This window comes from Veillonella sp. AF36-20BH (genome assembly GCF_003602765.1).
Classification (GTDB): Bacteria; Bacillota; Negativicutes; order Veillonellales; family Veillonellaceae; genus Veillonella; species Veillonella hominis.
Map to the genome: position 1 here is coordinate 66400 of NZ_QTLR01000002.1, position 19296 is coordinate 85695.

A 19296-nucleotide genomic window follows, 5' to 3' on the forward strand; every position below is an offset into this window, starting at 1 on the left:
CCTGTTATTTAATGCCGTAATATATAGCAGCTAAGACCATAGGAATAGGGCCTAAAATTGCTGTTAATGCCCAAATACCCACCCCAATATCCATTGGAATATTAAGTATATGAACGCATACCCAGTAGGTTAACCCACCAATCACAACATTCATAGCCACCCGTTTAATGGTGAAAAATGCTACTTTGAAAGCAATGTAGGCTACAGCAATGGAAATAACCGCCGATATAATCGGTGATGCTAATAAAGCTCCCATACTATTATCCTTTCATTTCTTGACGGTTCACTACGGCACCGCCTAGCGTTAATTCATCGGCATATTCGATATCGCCGCCCACAGGAACACCGCGGGCAATGCGCGTTACCTTGATGCCACTTGGACTTAATAAGCGCGCCAAATACAGAGCTGTTGCTTCCCCTTCGACATCTGGGTCTGTCGCGAGGATAACCTCTTGTACAACACCATCACGAAGGCGTGCAATCAACTCTTTTACGCGAATATCGTCAGCACCAATGCCCTCCATAGGGGATAAAGCGCCTTCCAATACATGATACAAGCCCTTATAATCACCACTGCGCTCGATAGCAATCACATCACGAGATGTTTCAACAACCATAATCGTCGTTTGGTCGCGATTTGGATTGCTACAAAATTCACAAGGATCTTGAGCTGATAAATTAAAGCAAATAGAACAGTGACGCGTAGCCCCCTTCGCTTCTACGATGGTTTCCACGAGGCGGTCTACCTCTTCCTTCGGCATTTCTACCAAATGATAAGCCAAGCGTCTAGCCGACTTGGAGCCGATGCCAGGCAAGCGGCGCAGCTGTTCTACGAGCCGTTCTAAAGCGTTTGTCATTTAGAATAAACCTGTTGGCAAGTTTAGACCACCAGTCACTTTGCCCATTTCTTGAGCCAAGAGGTCGTCTACTTTTTTGCTAGCTTCGTTTACCGCAGCCATTACTAGATCCTCTAACATTTCTACATCTTCAGGATCAACAGCTGTAGGATTCAATTTCAAAGATTCGATGATTTTTTCACCGTTCATCACAACGGTTACTGCACCGCCACCTACGGAAGCTTCTACAGTACGAGTTTTTAACTCTTCTTGCATTTTCTTCATGTCTTCTTGCATCTTTTGAACTTTTTTCATCATGCCAGCCATGTTGCCCATACCTTTACCAAACATTATATTTCCTCCTTTTAAGACATCGTCCTATACTAACATTCTAAGTCCACATCATTAACAATATATGACATAGATTTATAACATATGTGTCACCTAATAGCCCCAAGGCCAAAGGTTATTATCTAACAATTAATTTTTTATCTATTCTTCGATAACCTCGACTATGATGTCATGGTCTTCAGATAATTTTTCTAACGTTTCCGCCAAGAGAGGATTGTTTCGTTCCTCTTCTGTCATATGCTCTGGATCCCAAGCGTATTCTCGAGCAACCGTAACACTATCGATAGCCTCTACTTCAATAGGTGCTGCTGAAAGCATATCAATATCATCACCTTGATGCGGGGTTACCTCACGAGGTTCACCCCCATCAGACTTTGGGACAGCTTCAACCTCGATATGCGCACCGTTATCCATAGGGCGCTCTAACACTTCGCCATCCTCGCTGATAACAGTCACACTATCTAATGGATGTGGCGGCATATCATCTAAGGATGATACATAAGAATCCTCCATATCATCTACAGGCACATCATCAAAGGAATGAACTGGAATATCATCCCCTTCTATAGAACCTGCTAGAGACTCAATAGGAATTTCACCATCTGGCACCTGTGTCGCAGGACTACCATCAAAGGATGTAATTGGCACATCACCACCAAATGTTGGCTCTGTCTCTACACCAGCTCCTAATGCAGTTTCTGATGCAGCTATTGTAGTTGTATTCTCACTATCACTAACTACCGTATTTGCAACGGTACCGCCGGTTTTCTTAGCTAAGAATGCCATCGCCGCAGCCTTAGCCGCGTCCACGGCTGCAGAATCAGGCTTACTCTCTTGCGGATTATTGGTTAAATCCATTTGTGTCGGTTCCGCACCGGAGGTCGTCTTTACGTCAACCATCGGTTCTTGTGGTCGTTGGGGTGCTTTTACTTGGCGTTGTGTGGTGCTACCAGCAGCCTTTTTATAGTCTTTATAAACTTGCGTGAGAGCATCCACGATTTCTACATGTACTGCATAGCCCAGTGTATAGGTGAAAGCATCAGCCGCCTCCGCCAAGTTCACTTCATTGGTCATTACATTGAGATGCAATGTATTTTTAAAGGCCATGACCGCCTTGCTTTGGTCTACGTACACCAGCTGACCTTGACCGATAACGGTAGAGGTCATATTGCGATTACTATCCTTCAAGTATTTAATCACATTGGATTGTACATTGCGATACTCTTGAGCAGACAAGATTTGGTCACTAATGATGGCCTGTGTACTAATGCCTTTTTTACCGCGACCTTTAGCTTGGTTTTTTGTAGGTTTTCGGGAAGCCGTATCCCCATTGTTTGGCGGTGGCACCATGCCAACGCCACCCATTGGTGGCAGAGCCATACCCACTCCATTCATCGGAGGAGGTGTACTACCTGGTGCTCCCATCGATGGTGGAGTCATACCTACACTCGCAGTCGGTGGAGTCATACCCACATTCGCAGGCGGTGGTGTCATGCCTACGCTGCTTGGAGGTGGCACAGTGCCAACAGCAGTATTTTGAATACTACTTATGGAAGTATTCTGTACAGCAGCATTATCTACAGAAACAAAGCTGTTCGCATAGCCGCTAGGTGGACCAAATGCATTAGCACTATAAGCTGGTGTAGGAGCCGCTGGGCCTCGTTGTTCCAATTGAGCCATGCGGTTCAATAAATCATTTCGTTCAGATCGCTCAGCACTTTCTAGAGCATATACACGATCTTCTAAGCTTTCATCAATAGAGCCTAATTTAGCACAAAGCACTAGTAGACCCATTTCGATGATGGTTCGTGGATTGTCCACTTGTTTCGCATCATTCATGATGGATTGAGCACTGCGTACATATTGGTTAAGTTCATTGAAATCAACACTATTGGCCTGAGCTAGGAACTCATTCTTAAAGGCATCGTATACCTTGAGCTCATCCGCATCAGGAGCCACCTTACCAACGAGCAAAGCACGCACATGTTGAATGAGGGCTTCCATAATCTGCGTCGCATCGCGACCTTCCGCCAATGCATCGTGAACGTAGGATAATACTTTAGGCCCATCGCCGTTGCGCAAAGCATCTAGGAAGTGAATAATCCATTCCTTACTTACGAGACCGATTAACTCTTCCACCACTTGCGGTGTAATAGAGCCCGTTGCCATACCTGCACATTGGTCTAGAATACTCAAGGCATCACGCAAACCACCATCTGCATGAACAGCAATGAGCTGCGCCGCTGCAGAATCAAGGCCAAAGCCTTCTTTTTCTGCTACATAGGATAAACGCTGAGCGATATCATCAGATGTAATGCGTCTAAAAGTGTACCGCTGACAACGAGACACGATAGTAACAGGCAATTTTTCAATTTCTGTAGTAGCAAAGATAAACATCACATGAGCAGGAGGTTCTTCTATGGTTTTTAAAAGCGCATTCCACGCCTCTGTAGTAAGCATGTGGGCTTCGTCTATGATGAACACCTTTTTACGCCCCTCAACAGGCATAAATTTGACGCTTTCACGAAGAGCACGAACCTCATCGATACCGCGATTTGATGCGGCGTCAATTTCAAGAACGTCCATGGACTGTCCACTCAAAATCGATTTACAAGCACTACATTCGTTGCAAGGGTGATCCGTTGGGCCCTGCTCACAGTTAATAGCGCGCGCAAAAATCTTCGCCATACTCGTCTTACCAGTCCCCCGAGGACCGGCAAATAAATAAGCATGAGCTACCTTATCCTCCCGGATAGCGCGCATCAACGTATCAGACACCTGATGCTGACCAACTACATCAGTAAATGTCTGCGGACGATACTTACGATATAGCGCAATATATGCCATTGGAACACCCCCTTTTTTCCGAAACTTACAATACTTTATTATACCATATTCAAGAAAATCTGACTCATTTTATAGAGTTTTATCAGTAATTTACACTAGTCATTTGAGCCCATCAATTAGACATAAAAAAAGCGGCCCCACAGGCCGCCTTGCAATATTCGATCACGACAGCCCCCGGGGTCCCCGTGGCACATGAAGGTTACCGCTTAGTGCTGCTACCTCTCAGTCCTGACACGATTCACAGGCCCCCATTGCACAGGCCCGAGAACTGCCATGATCCAATATTGCAATACAAATATTATACATGAAAAAGCCTCTATAGTCAAAGCTATAGAGGCTTTTCATATATCCTATCCAAACGATATTCAATCAAATTAAAAATTATTTTGCATATTTCTCTTTAAATGCAGCCAATTGTGCTTCTTCCAAGGACAATCCTTGTTCTTTGAAGCGTTCAATAGCAGCTTGCATTTCTTCATAGGCTACAGGCACAACTTTTGTAAATCTATTTACAAAGTTATTCCAGTTTTCTAAGATGTGACGGCCTTTAGCGGAGTTAGTATGCAATACATGTTGTTCTATCAGTTCTTTAATGCGTTTAAGGTCATCATTATTAGCAGTACGTAATTCTACGAGACCTGTGTTAACATAGCGTTCATCGCAATCAAGGATATACGCATAGCCACCAGACATACCTGCTCCAAAGTTACGACCAATTTTACCAAGCACGAGCACTTCGCCACCAGTCATGTATTCACAGCCATGATCGCCTACACCTTCTACAACAGCAGTGATACCACTGTTACGTACGGCGAAACGTTCACCGGCCACACCATTGATGTAGGATGTACCAGAGGTTGCACCATAAAATGCAACGTTACCGATAAGGATATTTTCATCCGCTTCAAAGATGGATTTCTTAGGTGGGTATACAGTGATGGTGCCACCGGACAAGCCTTTACCGAGGTAATCATTCGCATCACCTTCAAGTTCTAGTGTCATGCCTTTAGGGATGAAAGCGCCGAAGGATTGACCAGCAGAGCCTTCGAAATTCAATTTGATTGTATTGTCTGGCAAGCCGCTTTCACCATAACGACGAGTCACCTCAGAACCGACCAAGGTACCTACAACACGGTTAATGTTAGTGATAGCCAATTTAGCGCGAATCGGTTTTTGGTCCTCAATAGCAGGACGGCACATACGCAAAAGCTTGGACATATCCAAGGTGCGTTCCAACTCGTGATCTTGGTCAATCGTGTGCATATGGCCTACAGAGGCATCGATGTACGGACGGAACAATATACGTTTAAGGTCAACACGGGACAATTTGAAGTTATCGTCTTGCGATTTTTGACGAACAAGGTCGATACGCCCAACGAGTTCTGCTACGGAGCGAATACCTAGGCGAGCCATGATTTCACGCAATTCACGCGCGATAAAAAGCATCAAGTTTTCAACATATTCGGGTTTACCTGTGAAACGAGCACGCAATTTTTCATCTTGTGTAGCTACGCCGTAAGGGCATGTATTAAGATTACATACACGAGCCATTTTACAGCCCACCGCAACGAGTGGCAATGTGCCAAAGCCGAATAGCTCAGCACCGAGCATAGCTGCTACAGCCACATCGAAACCAGTCATCAACTTAGAGTCTACTTCTAATTGAACACGGTCACGCAATCTATTGAGCATCAATGTTTGATGAGTTTCAGACAAACCTAATTCCCAAGGCACACCAGCGTGTTTAACAGATGTACGACCTGCCGCACCAGTACCACCATCGTATCCGGAAATCAAGATATTATCCGCTTTCGCTTTCGCAACACCAGCAGCAATCGTGCCAACGCCTGCCTCAGATGTCAATTTAACGGAAATACGCGCATCTTTGTTGACGCATTTCAAATCGTAAATCAACTCAGCCAAGTCTTCGATGGAGTAAATATCGTGATGTGGTGGTGGAGATACAAGCTCAACGCCAGGAGTGGAGTGACGAGCTTTCGCGATTTCAGGATATACCTTTTTGCCTGGTAATTGACCACCTTCACCTGGTTTTGCGCCTTGAGCACATTTAATTTGCAACTCTTTTGCATTAATCAAATAATTCGCTGTTACCCCGAAACGACCAGATGCAATCTGTTTTACTTCGGAGTTCATGCTGTCGCCGTTTGGCAATGGTTTGAAACGAGCTACGTCTTCACCACCTTCCCCAGAGTTAGATGTAGAGCCTAAACGATTCATAGCGATAGCAATGGCTTCATGTGCTTCTTTACTGATGGCACCGTAACTCATAGCGCCCGCTTTAAAGCGTTTTACGATAGACTCTTCCGGTTCAACCTCTTCGATAGGAATACCACCACCTACAGGATAATTCAATTCCATCAAGGAACGCAATGTAACGTGGTAATCATTGCGAATCGCTTTGGAGTATTCTTTATATTTTGTATAATCCTTTTCGATAAGGGATTCTTGTAACAGATCGATAGTCTTAGGGTTGAATAGATGCTCTTCCCCATCTTTTACAGGACCATACCAACCGCCTGGTTCGAGTACAGTTTCATCGGATTTGAAAGCCCGTTCATAACGAGCCAAGGCTTCGTGTGCTACACCGCCAAGACCAATGCCGCCGATACGCGTTGGCGTATTTACAAAAAACTTATTAATGAAGTTAGTATTCAAGCCCAAAGCTTCAAAGATTTGTGCACCGTGGTAAGAACGAACTGTGGAAATACCCATTTTGGACATAACCTTCATGATGCCACCCACAGCGGCTTTAATATAGTTCTTTTCTGCTTGTTCTGGTGTAATATCACCAAGACGTTTACGAACTTGCAAATCGCGAACTGTTTCAAGCGCCAAATATGGATTGATAGCCGTTACGCCATAGCCAATTAATGTACAGAAGTGATGTACTTCGCGAGGTTCACCAGATTCAAGAATGAGGCCGATTTCTGTACGCAATACTTTATTAATCAAGTGATTATGAACAGCTGCTACAGCCAACAATGCAGGAATTGGAGCGTGGTTTTCATCGACGCCGCGGTCGGATAAAATCAACACATTTTGATCTGTACGAGCAGCTTCTTCTGCCTTTTCGCATAAATCATTTAGTGCATCTCGCAAACCTTCAGCACCCTTAGTAGGATCGAAGAGAATTGGCAAGGTTACGGATTTCATGCGACGACAATCAAGAGCCTTGATGGACGCCAACTCTTGGTTCGTAAGGATTGGTGTACGCATGGACAACGCATAGGTTCCTGCTTTGTTAGGATCTGTTAGATTACCAGAGTTACCAAGCATAACCCGTGTAGATGTAACCATCTCCTCACGTATAGAGTCGATAGGAGGATTTGTTACTTGCGCAAACATTTGCTTGAAGTAGCTATATAGCAATTGTGGTTTATCAGACAAGATAGCTAAAGGCGCATCGGCACCCATGGCACCTACAGGGTCTTTACCATCTTTTGCCATAGGCACAATCATGCGAACAAGGTCTTCTTGGGTATAACCAAAAGCTTGTTGTTCTTTGAATAAATCATCTACTGTTGGAATTGTACTTTCATCGGCTTGCGTAATTTCAGATAAATGAATAACGTGTTCCTTTACCCATTCATCATATGGTAATTCAGTAGCGACGCGATGTTTGATTTCTTCATCAGAGATGATACGTTGTTCATCAGTATCGATGAGAAGCATTTTACCTGGTTCTAAACGACCTTTAGCGCGGATGTTTTCAGCGTTTTCGTTTACAACACCAACCTCAGAAGCCATGATAACGCGGTCATCTGTTGTCACATAGTAACGAGCAGGACGCAAGCCATTACGATCAAGAACGCCACCGATAACAGTACCATCGGTAAAGCCCATAGCCGCAGGACCATCCCAAGGTTCCATCATAAAGCTATTGAACTCATAGAAATCATGTTTTTCTTGGCTCATGAGATTATTGCGTTCCCAAGGCTCAGGAATCATCATCATGATCGCATGAGGCAAGGAACGACCTGTCATGTGCAAGAATTCCAATGTGTTATCAAACATAGCCGAGTCAGAACCGCTATCATCTACTACGGGGAATACCTTTTTGATATCTGGGAACAATGGAGATTCCGCTTTACCTTCACGAGCATTGATCCAGTTTACATTACCGCGAATTGTATTAATTTCACCATTATGAACTAAGAAACGGTTAGGATGTGCCCGAGCCCAACTTGGAAATGTATTCGTACTGAAACGAGAGTGAACCATTGCCAACGCAGATGTAAAATCAAGGTCGCTCAAATCAAGGTAGAAATCACGCAATTGACCAGGTGTTAGCATACCTTTATATACGATTGTTTTAGAAGACAAAGATGCGATATAAAAATCGCTAGATAATTCCTTGCTTAATGGAATGATGCGTTTTTCCGCCAATTTACGGATGATATATAATTTGCGTTCAAATTCCCTATTGTTCGTTACATCGGGGCCTTTGCCGATGAGGATTTGAATCATCCAAGGGCGAATCGCCGCTGCCTCTTTACCGACCTTTGTACCATCAACCGGTACTTCACGCCAGCCGAGGACAACTTGCCCCTCTTCGCGCACAACCTCTTCGAGAATTCGTTTTTGCTCGTTACGGAGACTTTCATATTTATGGGCAAAGACCATACCTACGCCATATTCGCCAGCTGCAGGCAGATTAATGCCAAGCACTTCACACTCACGCTTGAAAAACTCGTGCGGAATTTGCACCAAAATACCAGCACCATCCCCTGTGTCCTTATCGGCACCGGCACCGCCACGATGTTCAAGGCGCTCCAAAATGCGCAAACCATCGTCGATAATATCATGGGATTTTTTTCCCTTAATATTAACAACGAAGCCCATGCCACACGCATCCTTTTCAAATTGGCTGCTATACATGCCATTGGCCTCGAGTCTAGCTTGATCTAGACGTTGTTGCTCTATTGTGCTTTGCTTCATATCCATAACGTGCACTCCTTCATATCACTTGATTATTCCAAGCACTGCGGCATCGTTCCGTTCGGTCTTGGTAAAAGTATAACTAACAAACTATTTCTCTATAAAATTATCAATTTAATATTCTATAGAATTTTATGTCTATACACAGTATACTCCTGTCCACTGTGAATTGAAAATATAAAAAAAACATAGTCTATGCTTTTCATGCATAGACTATGAGTTTTTATCACTATTGTTTTTTGTATACAAGGATACAGAAAAAATAAGCATCTCGTCCGATAGATATGATAGGCTTATTATTTAGAGTAGTAAAATCTACAGTTATTATTCTCGACCAAAATTATCCCCTAATTCACAAGTAATCGTGATAGCTTCGTCCTTACCATACGGCACGAAGGTTAGCTCCGATGCATGTAAACATTGGCGTGTATAGGGCTTATTGCGCATACCATACATAGCATCACCAATAATAGGATGTCCAATATGTTTCATATGTACGCGAATTTGATGAGTTCTACCAGTCAACAACTTAAAACGTAACAGAGTATTGTCACCTTCATAACCGAGAACGGTATATTCCGTTTGAGCCGGCTGACCCAATTCATCGATAACACGGCGATTATCAAATACTGGATCTACCCCAATAGGCGCATCTACCATGCCATCCGCATCAATATGACCTTCTACAAGACCTGTATAAATACGGTCGATACGACCTGCTTGTAGCTCATCCGTATAGTATTGTTGTGCTTCTTTTGTTTTACCAAAGAGAATGCACCCCGATGTATCTCGGTCGAGGCGGTGCACAGGTCGAACCTTATGAACTACGTTTTTCTTCGCATAATACCCTGCCACATAGTTACTCAATGTACAAGACTTCGTTTGCCCTGCAGGATGAACGAGCATAAAGGGATCCTTATTTACAACTAACGTATGCGCATCTTCATAGAGAACTGTAATCGGTCCCTTTTCTACATCAATCCCATAATCCTTATCTTGTGGTAACTCCAAGGTTAATACATCACCCTTTTTAAGTGCTCGCTGCGAATGAGCCACACGGCTATTAACTTTTACCCGTTTCTTGCGAAATACCATTTGGATATCCCGAGAGGATAGGGAAAATCGTTCCTTTACATATTTAGAAACCGTCAACTCAGTAGGTTCTTTCACCGTATACGTTTTCCAGCTCATATTACCACCATTCGTTAATATATGTTTTTTGTTCAGGATAGAGAATATCGAAATAGTCCAACCATTCTTCGCTTACTGATAGTTTCCCTTCAAAAGCAAGGTCTCGAGCCGTAAGTGTGCCCATTAATAACTGGCTCAATGCACCAACTTCAACGGTAACATCCGCTTCGCCATCCAATGTATCAGAAATCTTTTTAACGGATGGAGTTAATGCACCGCCATATTGTACTTCATAGCGACCTTCGTTCCAACTGCAAAGTTTATCTTTTACAGCAAAGGTCATTGTTATAGGCATCATCAATGCCTCTTGATTAACAGGAATTGCTTCAAAAGCAGCTTTTACATCTACAATACGACTCATCATATATGGCATGGTAGCGTGACCAGTTCTACCATCAGGATAGAAGCGATAGTATGTATCATGAAGACCTTCATTCCAACGGATAGACGTACCTTGAGAACGGTGATTATAGAAGTAGTTCAATAATGCACGTTGTGCACGGCGTGTCATGTAAACCAATTCAGAAACAGGAATTTCAGGCTGACCTAAACGATACACTGCATAGCCTTCAATGACGTTATCATCGTTGCGCACTACAGCAATGTTTACACCTTCTGCAAAGAAGCTGCCTAATAATCGTTTCCATTCCTTTTCACCGCGCTCTGCGTAGCCGGAAAGACGAGCCGTATATGTTTTATATACTGGATCTAACAAAGTCCATTGATCTACGCTATTTAGCAAGCCAAAGCTCAATGTTTTATCTGTCATAGGGCGCAAGTCTTCTAGCGACATGGTGTTCACCCATTGATGAGCATAAAGTTCCCAACCATATTGTTGATAGAATGCCGCCTTGGATGGCATCAAAATCGTCATAGCTTGGCCGCGTTTACGAAGCTCATCTAGTGCAGAGGTCAATAATGCACCGCCTACTCCACCACGGCGAGCCGCAGGATGCGTTGCAACGCCTACCATATAACTCGTAGGTAATACAGCCCCGCGAACGTTAAGATTGTATTGACGCAAATGAACGGTACTCAACAATTGATCCTGTTCTAGGCCGACCATTGTATTCTCTGGTTCATAGCAATTTGTAAAATAATATTGGAAGAATGGATCTTCCTTTGGTTCAAAGCAGTACGCCCATAGATTTTCCACATGAGGCGTATCTTGAACCGTCGCAATTCTAAATTCCATGTTTATATCCTCGTTATATCATAAGAGCCGTTATCTATCTATTGCGTCACAGCGTATAATATCTAATCTAAGCACATCGCATCGCCATATCGCCATATCGCCATATCGCTATGATGATACGATAGTTACATTCAAATAGATAGGCTAACAATTCTATTATAACAAAATGAGCTATGAAGCACATCGACTTCATAGCTCAGATTTTATTTACCACCTGTCGCATTATCTGCTTCGTTAGCATATACTGCGTCATATTTTTCAGCAAAATGATCTGGGTTATAAGATTCTTTTGCTTGACGAAGACCAGGCAAGCCCATATCTTCTTCACGGTTGATGAATTCTACTTCGCTAAATTCATGACGAATGAATTCATTATTGATAGCTTGATACAAACCACGAATATCTGGATTTGCTTTTTCAATGTGAATCAAAGCAATTCTGTCATTGAGAAGCTCACCGATACTAAAGGCCTCGACACGGCCGAATAATTTAATGGCACCGCCTTTAAGACCCAACACATCCCAGTTATCAAATAATAAATTGATGGCTACCAATTCATCTTCGATACCTTCTTCATGATGCGTTTCTACCCAAGATGCTGCCGTTTCACGACATAATGGGATGATATCATCTGTAATTGGCACATATTCATAGTTAGAATATTGCATGCGGAATTGATTTAAATGGTTTTTCTTTTGACGGAATTTCTTACCAGACAAGTTGATAAGATCTTCGGACTTGTAAATGTATTCGTAGTTGTCGCGGTCAGGTGTAAATGCATAGCGACCAGGACATAGGTCTTCCATGCGTTCTTTTACATCTTTGCTAACGCCTTTAAAACGGAACGGCAATTTATTTTCTACGAACCATTCTTTAGCACGCAACAAACCATCAAGGAACTTTGCATCTTTACCAGCAAATGGAGGCAATAGGAATGGCTCACGCTTGCCGCCACCTTGGATATACAATACGCCATTCTCTTCAGCCCAGCGAATACCGTATGGATCTTGCCACATAAACAATGTAGTAAAGCAATTATCGGATGCTTCATAATGATGTTGTTCAAAATATTTGTCGATTAATGGTTTATCTCTCAATTCAAAACGTTTAAATTCTAAAATAATAATCCCTCCTATCAGATTCCTCTTTTGAGGTTACTTTCACAATCTGTAAAAGTTTTGATTCCATCACATTTAAACATAATGCTAACAATCTAGTACTAAAATCTTAGGTCTCATAATTACAATTTTACAAATTCACCTAACACAAAGGTGCCATCCGTCGTAATAACCTTATCACCTTCGTTTAAGCCAGAAATAATAGCTACATCATCGCCTTCAGTGATGCCTACCTCAACAACACGTACATCAACTGTATTATTCTCAGTCAATACATATACATATTTCCCATCTTGATTTTCCCGAACCGCCTTAGTTGGAACGGTCAGCATCTTGGCTTTCACATTAGATTCAATAACGAGTGTATAGAATTCACCAGCCTTGATTAGGCCTTTCTCATTATTGAAAGTGGCTTTCACAAGAACACTTGGCACATTTTCAGGTTGAGTAATATCTACGTAAGTCAATTCACCTGGTAATTCTTGGTCACCTACCTTGAGAAGTACCTTCATGCCATTCTTCGCTTCAGGTGTACCTAATTTCATAGCCGCATCACGAGGAATGCTGAGGGATGCAACCATCGGCGTAGATTGCTGAATCATCATAAATGGACGGTCTGCAATCGCCATTTGACGGTCTTCGTTATAGATAGATGTTACAGTACCTGCTATAGGAGCCACGATTGTAGATGCCGCCATCTGAGCCGATACTTGTGCGATTTGTGCCTCAATGGCCGCCGTATTGATGCCTCCGCCACCACCGGTTGTAACTGTTGTAGTTTGTGGTTGAGATCGTTCCAAAATACGATCATATTCTTTTTGTGTGATTATGCCCGCTTCACGCATGCGTTGAGCCTGTTCCAGTTGAGTACTGTCTATAGATGCTGCAGTCGTAGTCGTCACAGCTGAGGCATATGATTGTGATTGGGCTTGCGCTAATTGTCCTTGCAAGGATGCTAGCTGTTGTTGTAAAGCCGATGTATCTACAGTTGCCACAGTTTGACCTTGCTGTACTTGATCGCCTACTTTCACGGCATACACGACCTGCCCCGTCAAGGTCGGCGTTATCGTCGCCTTATTAAGGGCCGTTACATTGGCATCATTATGAATCTGCAACGGCATATCCTTGTACGTTACCTCTGCGACGGATACGGTTTTCGTACCACATCCCGCAATAGCGAGTGTCATAATCATAACACCAAGGATAGCAATTACAGAGCAAAAACGATTTATTTGCATTCTGTCACTTCCTATCATATTGATTTTTATCAATACCTTAGTATATCATAAAATCAGTTAGAATTGTATGAAAGCTAATTTCTCTAATTTATGGATATAACGGAGGTTCTCATGGAAGAACGGATGGACTTTAGGATTTTAAATAATGGTAGCTTCATTCCCTCCATCGGTTATGGTACCTATAAAACAGGTACCGAAGGAGAGACTGAACAAGCTGTTGCCAATGCACTTGGCGTAGGCTATCGTTTACTCGATACGGCCGCCTATTATGGCAATGAAGAAGCCGTGGCTAAAGGAATCAGAGCATCTGGTATCAAACGAACAGATATAATCATCACTACTAAAATTTGGCACACTGATGCAGGCTACGATAATACGATGCGTGCTATTGAAAGTTCCTTAAAGAAATTAAATACCAACTATATTGACATCATGCTGGTGCATCAACCACTGGGTGATTACTACGGTTCTTGGCGCGCCATGGAAGAATTATACGATCAAAATGTACTTCGTGGGTTAGGCCTATGTAACTTCTACGAGGATCGCCTCATTGACTTGTTGTACCACTGCAATGTAAAACCGGTGGTCAACCAAATCGAATGCCACCCGTTCAACCAACGTCACTCCCTCTTACAATTGATGAGAAAGCATCAAGTTGTAGGTATGGCATGGTCTCCATTTACCCGTGACCGCCAACCAATTTTTGACCATCCAATCATCAAAAGCTTGTCGGAAAAATACGGTGTTTCAAAACATCAAATCATCTTGCGTTGGCACATCCAACGGGGCATCATTCCATTGCCAAAGGCAAATAACGTGAGCCATATGGAAGCTAACTTTGATGTATTCGATTTCAAATTAACTAACATCGACATGGACGTTATGGAATTATTAGACCAACAAGACTTCTTGGAAGACCATCATACTGCACCAGGTCTTGAAAGACTATTACAACTTAAATAGAATATACTAACATTTATTTATAATTGGCAATAGTTAAAATAAATATTACAACTATGCTGTCTCAATAAATAAAACAGTACATAAATAACAAAACCACTTATATCTAATTTAGGAATAGATATAAGTGGTTTATTTTAGTGTGCTTTATTCTATTTAGGTACATTAAATACGGCTTGAACAAGTATCATATATACTACAGTGCCTGCTCCAATAGACATGAACATATTTCGTTTCCATACATGCATGGCAACGGTCACTAATAAAGCGATAAGTTCCGGTACTCCATATGGATAAGAAAGCACAATTGTATCTTTAAAGGTATACACAACAAGCATCCCCATAACAGCTGCAGGTAATGCCTTGCCTAAATACTGTACAAAATCTGGGGCCTTCCTACCAGGTGGGAAAATAAGAAAAGCAGAGAAACGTGTAAGTAATGTGCCCGCTACAACAATGGCAACGGTAATGACTATTTCAAAACTAGTCAAGATGTACACCTCCCCACTTATACGCTATATAACATACTACGAGCATACACCCCATAGAAGCAAGCATAAATAAGGATTTTCCCGTTAATAAAAGCATTGCTAGGGCTACAACGGCTCCAACAGCACCTAAGCCTCGAATATTATTACTTTTAGCATTAAATAACATTTCAAGGAATATAACAATAAATAAGCCAGGTAATACAAAACCAATACCTCGCAAATCTACAGATGCTAATAAATCGCCGAACAATCCCCCTACAAGAGTACTCACAACCCAGAAGATATAATTAAGCCACGATACATGGAAGTAGAACCATTTTTCATCTACATCATCGGGTAACTTCGTAGATACATTAATTGCAAAACTTTCATCACACATCCACGCAACTGTAGGAAACCACTTCCATCCCATATGCACATATCGCTGTAGTGCAGATAGACCATAGAAGAAATGACGCCCATTGACAAACAAGGTCAACATAAAAGTATTCACTGGATCAAAGCCTGCCATTAACAGCCCAATAGTTACGAACTCCATGGAGCCTGCAAATATGGTACTAGCTAAAACAGGAGCGGTCCACCAAGGAAACCCTTGACTGGTAGCATACAAACCAAAGCCTACTCCAAGAAAGAGGAAACTAAGCCCCATGGGAATCATAATAGGAAGTGCAAAAGAAAATGCACTTCTATTTTTTATTTTATTTATAGGGAGCGCCTCCTTTCCATATCATACAAGTTTACACTGTTAATCCCCTTAATTATAAGGCACGCATTAAAATCTCGCGAGCTACTTCTGGTGTTACATCACCATTTTCACCAAGTTGTGTCATGCCATGGTCCTCTAATTGTTTCACAATTTTATCAACTGCTTCTTCACCAAGACCATAGTCTTTCAAATGCGTAGATACGCCAAGGGACTCGAAGAATTCACGAGTTTTAGCGATAGCCTTGTCCGCTTTTTCTTCGTTTGTACCTTCTGTAATATGCCATACCCGTGTAGCATATTGTGCCAATTTTTCAAGTTTGTCTGCTTTTTTCACTTCTAACAATGCAGGTAATACGATAGCCAATGTAATACCATGGTCAAGATGGTACGCCGCAGTTAACTCATGGCCAATCAGATGAGTTGCCCAGTCTTGTGGCACGCCGGCACCAATTAAACCATTTAATGCCAATGTAGAGGCCCACACGTGGTTAGCACGAATATCGTAGTTTTCTGGATTTTCTACTGTTTCTTTGCCGATTTCAATCATAGTTTTTAAAATACCTTCGCTGAAACGATCTTGAATACGACCTTCTACAGGGTATGTTAAATACTGCTCTGTGGTATGCACAAAGGTATCGATAACGCCATTCTTAACTTGTCTTTCAGGCAAGGTGAAAGTCAATGTTGGATCAAGCATGGAGAACTTAGGGAATACTAAGCTACTGAATACAGGGTATTTACCGTCACCATAAGTAATAACTGCACCATTGTTCATTTCGGAACCAGTTGCAGGTAGTGTCATAACTGTGCCAAATGGTAATGGATTTGGTACCATGTCTACCGGAACCTCTGGCACACCAGCTTTCATTACCTCAATAACGGGACCATCATAGGTAGCACCCATAACGATAAGTTTTGTAGCATCTACTACAGAACCGCCGCCTACAGCGAGAACGAAATCTACGCCATGTTCTTTAATGAAAGCTACCGCACGTTCACAAGTTTCAAGAGATGGGTTTGGCTCAATACCACCAAACTGCTCAACCTTGCGGTTACCAAGAGCTTTCACAATGCGATCAATAAGACCACTGTGCACAGCGGAGCCACCACCATAAGTAATGAGCACCTTTGCATCCTTTGGTACCAATGTATCTAATTCATCTAAACGGTCTTTACCAAATACGATATGTGTAGGGTTATAAAAATCAAAATTATACATACATCCTCCATTAATCCGACATATAGATATATGAATCCATATTAGAATTATACAAAAATATTTAAAATATAAATTTACTACCTAGCGATCACACATTCAATATAACACATTAATCAATATATTATATTGAATTGTATTATAAATGAGCTAGAATTTCACCATAGTTTTAATCTATAGCTAACTGATATGCTTTTATCATATACAAATCCCCTTCATCCATGATAGGATATAACCATTATAAGACTTGAAAGGGATGATTATATGAAATTAAAAACATTGTTAGCACCATTACTTATCGGTGCTCTTGCATTTGCTATCGCTGGTTGTGGTAGTACATCAAATCAATCAACACAAACACAAAAAGAAATCAAAATAGGTGCTACATCTGGTCCTCATGCACAAGTAGCTGAAGCTGTAGCAAAAGAAGCTAAAAAACAAGGAATCGATCTTAAAGTAGTTGAATTCTCAGACTATGTAACACCTGATAAAGCCCTTGCAGATGGCGATATTCAACTGAATGCTTATCAACATGTACCATTTATGGAAAACTTTAACAAACAAAATGGTTCCAACTTAGTAGCAATCGGTAAAACAATTTTGGTGCGTATGGGCTTATATAGTAATAGCGTACACAGCGTACAAGATGTACCTGAAGGCGCTACTGTTTCTATCCCAAATGACCCTACTAATGGTGGTCGTGCATTAGCATTATTAGCTAAAGCTGGATTAATTACGTTAAAAGATGGTGTCGGCTTCAAAGCAACAGTTGCAGATATCACATCTAACCCGAAGAATATAAAGATTCAAGAACTAGAAGCAGCTCAATTACCTCGTAGTCTAGATGATGTAACAATTGCAGTTATTCCAATGAACTATGTGCAAAGTGCTGGTCTTAGTGTAGAAAAACAAGGTTTCTTCTTCGAATCTAAAGATGAACCACTAACAGTTATCGTACTTGCAGTTCGTAGTGAAGACAAAGACAACGAAACATACAAAAAAATTGCAGATATTTACAAATCTGATGCTATTAAACAATACATCGACGAAACATTCAAAGGCACTATTACAACTGCCAACTAATAAAGTTTATATCGTCACTATATAACTAAAAAGAGATGCCCCAATGATTACAATCATTGGGGCATCTCTTTTTTACTCTTCTGTATCAAATGTAACATCTAATGGTTGACGCTCTACAATATTGCGATATCGTACTTTAGGATATCCCATAAGAATGCCACCAGCTACAATTTTATCATCAGGTACACCTAATTCATCTAATAATGGTTGGTATTCAGCTTCTCCAGCATGTTCAAAGAAACCAGCCCAACAAGTACCAAGGCCTAAAGTCGGCGCATATAGCTCAGCATAAGACAAGCAAGAGTGACCACTATCATGGGTACGATGAATATCTTTTTTAGAGCCAATTGCCACTACGAGAGCCGGCGCATCGCGCAAGATATACTCCTTGCCTTTATCTACCTCTGCTTGAGCAGCACGAGCATAGAGACGCATAATCGGTACTGTTTTTGCAGCCAGATGCATCCACTCTAGAACAAGATCAGCAATACGGCGCAACGTTTGTTTATCTCGGATTACTATATACGAAATACCTTGTGTGTTAGTCGCTGTTGGCGCCATTCTTGCAACGTTTAGCACTTTGCGAATGAGCTCTACAGGGACTGGTCTATTTTGATAGTTACGAATAGAGCGACGACTACGCATGAATAGCTCAGCTTGCTCAGGCGTTAACTTAGGTTCCTTTGTAATATCGATTTGCTCCTTACGCGGTGTCATATCGCTATCAAGAGCAAGCGTTGGGCATACGGAAATACAATGCCCACAGGAGATACAACCTCCCCTGCCAGTTACAGGTCCAGCATCGGACATCACCAGCAATCCGGTCGGACAGTCAGCAACGCAAAGGCCGCATCGTGTACAGACTTCTGTATTGACGGTAAATAACATCTGAATATCCTCCAAATACTACTATAAAGCCTATTATAACATACAAAATCAAGTCATATCTAGTTTTAAACAATTATTCTAATTGTAATGGAGCTAATCCCTGTTCCTATATTTGCCTTTTGGATGGGGCCCCGTTTCATTAATACAACTTGGTAAAAAAAGTAAGAATACGCTTGCTTGCTCCGTTCTTCGCAAAGTCGTTGCACAAGCGTATTCT

Annotated in this window: 15 protein-coding genes and 1 other RNA gene; 2 read left to right on the top strand and 14 right to left on the bottom strand. The window is 41.9% G+C overall.

Going from position 1 to position 19296, the window contains the following annotated elements; translation table 11 throughout:
* Positions 1–4: 4 nt before the first annotated feature.
* The 10 genes from DW000_RS02890 to DW000_RS02935 all read right to left on the bottom strand — a co-directional run bounded on the left by DW000_RS02890 (position 5) and on the right by DW000_RS02935 (position 13735).
* Entirely contained in the window at positions 5–256 is a 252-nt protein-coding gene (locus DW000_RS02890) for a hypothetical protein (protein WP_004694917.1), read from the bottom strand.
* Between the two features lie 4 nt (positions 257–260).
* The gene (gene recR / locus DW000_RS02895; protein WP_004694915.1) at positions 261–857 is read right to left on the bottom strand and encodes a recombination mediator RecR; all 597 of its coding nucleotides are present in this window, start codon (positions 855–857) and stop codon (positions 261–263) included.
* On the bottom strand, positions 858–1187 hold the full coding sequence (locus DW000_RS02900; RefSeq protein WP_004694913.1) for a YbaB/EbfC family nucleoid-associated protein: 330 nt from the start codon (positions 1185–1187) through the stop codon (positions 858–860).
* Between the two features lie 141 nt (positions 1188–1328).
* Entirely contained in the window at positions 1329–4034 is a 2706-nt protein-coding gene (gene dnaX / locus DW000_RS02905; RefSeq protein WP_120054929.1) for a DNA polymerase III subunit gamma/tau, read from the bottom strand.
* A 139-nt stretch (positions 4035–4173) separates the two neighbouring features.
* Positions 4174–4388: signal recognition particle sRNA large type (gene ffs, locus DW000_RS02910), an RNA gene on the bottom strand.
* A gap of 27 nt (positions 4389–4415) precedes the next feature.
* Positions 4416–8999, bottom strand: coding sequence for a glutamate synthase large subunit (gene gltB / locus DW000_RS02915; RefSeq protein WP_120054931.1), 4584 nt, complete (start codon positions 8997–8999; stop codon positions 4416–4418).
* A 318-nt stretch (positions 9000–9317) separates the two neighbouring features.
* On the bottom strand, positions 9318–10184 hold the full coding sequence (locus tag DW000_RS02920) for an RluA family pseudouridine synthase (protein WP_120054933.1): 867 nt from the start codon (positions 10182–10184) through the stop codon (positions 9318–9320).
* A 1-nt stretch (position 10185) separates the two neighbouring features.
* On the bottom strand, positions 10186–11379 hold the full coding sequence (locus DW000_RS02925) for a GNAT family N-acetyltransferase (RefSeq protein ID WP_120054935.1): 1194 nt from the start codon (positions 11377–11379) through the stop codon (positions 10186–10188).
* Positions 11380–11582: 203 nt separating this feature from the next.
* The gene (locus tag DW000_RS02930; protein ID WP_316062400.1) at positions 11583–12518 is read right to left on the bottom strand and encodes a phosphatidylglycerol lysyltransferase domain-containing protein; all 936 of its coding nucleotides are present in this window, start codon (positions 12516–12518) and stop codon (positions 11583–11585) included.
* Between the two features lie 101 nt (positions 12519–12619).
* Positions 12620–13735, bottom strand: a complete 1116-nt coding sequence (locus DW000_RS02935) for an efflux RND transporter periplasmic adaptor subunit (RefSeq protein ID WP_004694901.1) — start codon at positions 13733–13735, stop codon at positions 12620–12622.
* A gap of 111 nt (positions 13736–13846) precedes the next feature.
* On the opposite strand from DW000_RS02935, the gene DW000_RS02940 reads away from it, so the two are divergent.
* The gene (locus DW000_RS02940; RefSeq protein WP_120054937.1) at positions 13847–14698 is read left to right on the top strand and encodes an aldo/keto reductase; all 852 of its coding nucleotides are present in this window, start codon (positions 13847–13849) and stop codon (positions 14696–14698) included.
* A gap of 149 nt (positions 14699–14847) precedes the next feature.
* On the opposite strand, the gene DW000_RS02945 is transcribed toward DW000_RS02940, so the two are convergent.
* The 3 genes from DW000_RS02945 to DW000_RS02955 all read right to left on the bottom strand — a co-directional run bounded on the left by DW000_RS02945 (position 14848) and on the right by DW000_RS02955 (position 17111).
* Positions 14848–15186: a branched-chain amino acid transporter permease gene (locus DW000_RS02945; RefSeq protein WP_004694897.1), complete on the bottom strand. Its 339-nt coding sequence runs from the start codon at positions 15184–15186 to the stop codon at positions 14848–14850.
* Positions 15179–15844, bottom strand: coding sequence for an AzlC family ABC transporter permease (locus DW000_RS02950; protein ID WP_004694895.1), 666 nt, complete (start codon positions 15842–15844; stop codon positions 15179–15181). The genes DW000_RS02945 and DW000_RS02950 overlap by 8 nt, the downstream gene beginning before the upstream one ends.
* Before the next feature lie 100 nt (positions 15845–15944).
* Positions 15945–17111, bottom strand: coding sequence for an iron-containing alcohol dehydrogenase (locus tag DW000_RS02955; RefSeq protein ID WP_120054939.1), 1167 nt, complete (start codon positions 17109–17111; stop codon positions 15945–15947).
* Positions 17112–17372: 261 nt separating this feature from the next.
* Between DW000_RS02955 and DW000_RS02960 the strand changes: the two genes are divergently transcribed.
* Positions 17373–18191 (top strand): MetQ/NlpA family ABC transporter substrate-binding protein, encoded by an 819-nt coding sequence (locus DW000_RS02960; protein WP_004694891.1) that lies wholly within the window; start codon positions 17373–17375, stop codon positions 18189–18191.
* A 72-nt stretch (positions 18192–18263) separates the two neighbouring features.
* Here the strand turns inward: DW000_RS02960 and DW000_RS02965 are convergent, their stop codons facing one another.
* Complete coding sequence (locus tag DW000_RS02965; protein WP_004694890.1) at positions 18264–19079, bottom strand: nitroreductase family protein; 816 nt, start codon at positions 19077–19079, stop codon at positions 18264–18266.
* Between the last annotated feature and the right edge of the window lie 217 nt (positions 19080–19296).

What these genes read in the sequence shown, in the direction of transcription:
- DW000_RS02890 (WP_004694917.1), bottom strand. Translation starts at nt 256, where the DNA reads ATGGGAGCTTTATTAGCATCACCGATTATATCGGCGGTTATTTCCATT.
- recR (WP_004694915.1), bottom strand. Translation starts at nt 857, where the DNA reads ATGACAAACGCTTTAGAACGGCTCGTAGAACAGCTGCGCCGCTTGCCT.
- DW000_RS02900 (WP_004694913.1), bottom strand. Translation starts at nt 1,187, where the DNA reads ATGTTTGGTAAAGGTATGGGCAACATGGCTGGCATGATGAAAAAAGTT.
- dnaX (WP_120054929.1), bottom strand. Translation starts at nt 4,034, where the DNA reads ATGGCATATATTGCGCTATATCGTAAGTATCGTCCGCAGACATTTACT.
- gltB (WP_120054931.1), bottom strand. Translation starts at nt 8,999, where the DNA reads ATGGATATGAAGCAAAGCACAATAGAGCAACAACGTCTAGATCAAGCT.
- DW000_RS02920 (WP_120054933.1), bottom strand. Translation starts at nt 10,184, where the DNA reads ATGAGCTGGAAAACGTATACGGTGAAAGAACCTACTGAGTTGACGGTT.
- DW000_RS02925 (WP_120054935.1), bottom strand. Translation starts at nt 11,379, where the DNA reads ATGGAATTTAGAATTGCGACGGTTCAAGATACGCCTCATGTGGAAAAT.
- DW000_RS02935 (WP_004694901.1), bottom strand. Translation starts at nt 13,735, where the DNA reads ATGCAAATAAATCGTTTTTGCTCTGTAATTGCTATCCTTGGTGTTATG.
- DW000_RS02940 (WP_120054937.1), top strand. Translation starts at nt 13,847, where the DNA reads ATGGAAGAACGGATGGACTTTAGGATTTTAAATAATGGTAGCTTCATT.
- DW000_RS02950 (WP_004694895.1), bottom strand. Translation starts at nt 15,844, where the DNA reads ATGATTCCCATGGGGCTTAGTTTCCTCTTTCTTGGAGTAGGCTTTGGT.
- DW000_RS02955 (WP_120054939.1), bottom strand. Translation starts at nt 17,111, where the DNA reads ATGTATAATTTTGATTTTTATAACCCTACACATATCGTATTTGGTAAA.
- DW000_RS02960 (WP_004694891.1), top strand. Translation starts at nt 17,373, where the DNA reads ATGAAATTAAAAACATTGTTAGCACCATTACTTATCGGTGCTCTTGCA.
- DW000_RS02965 (WP_004694890.1), bottom strand. Translation starts at nt 19,079, where the DNA reads ATGTTATTTACCGTCAATACAGAAGTCTGTACACGATGCGGCCTTTGC.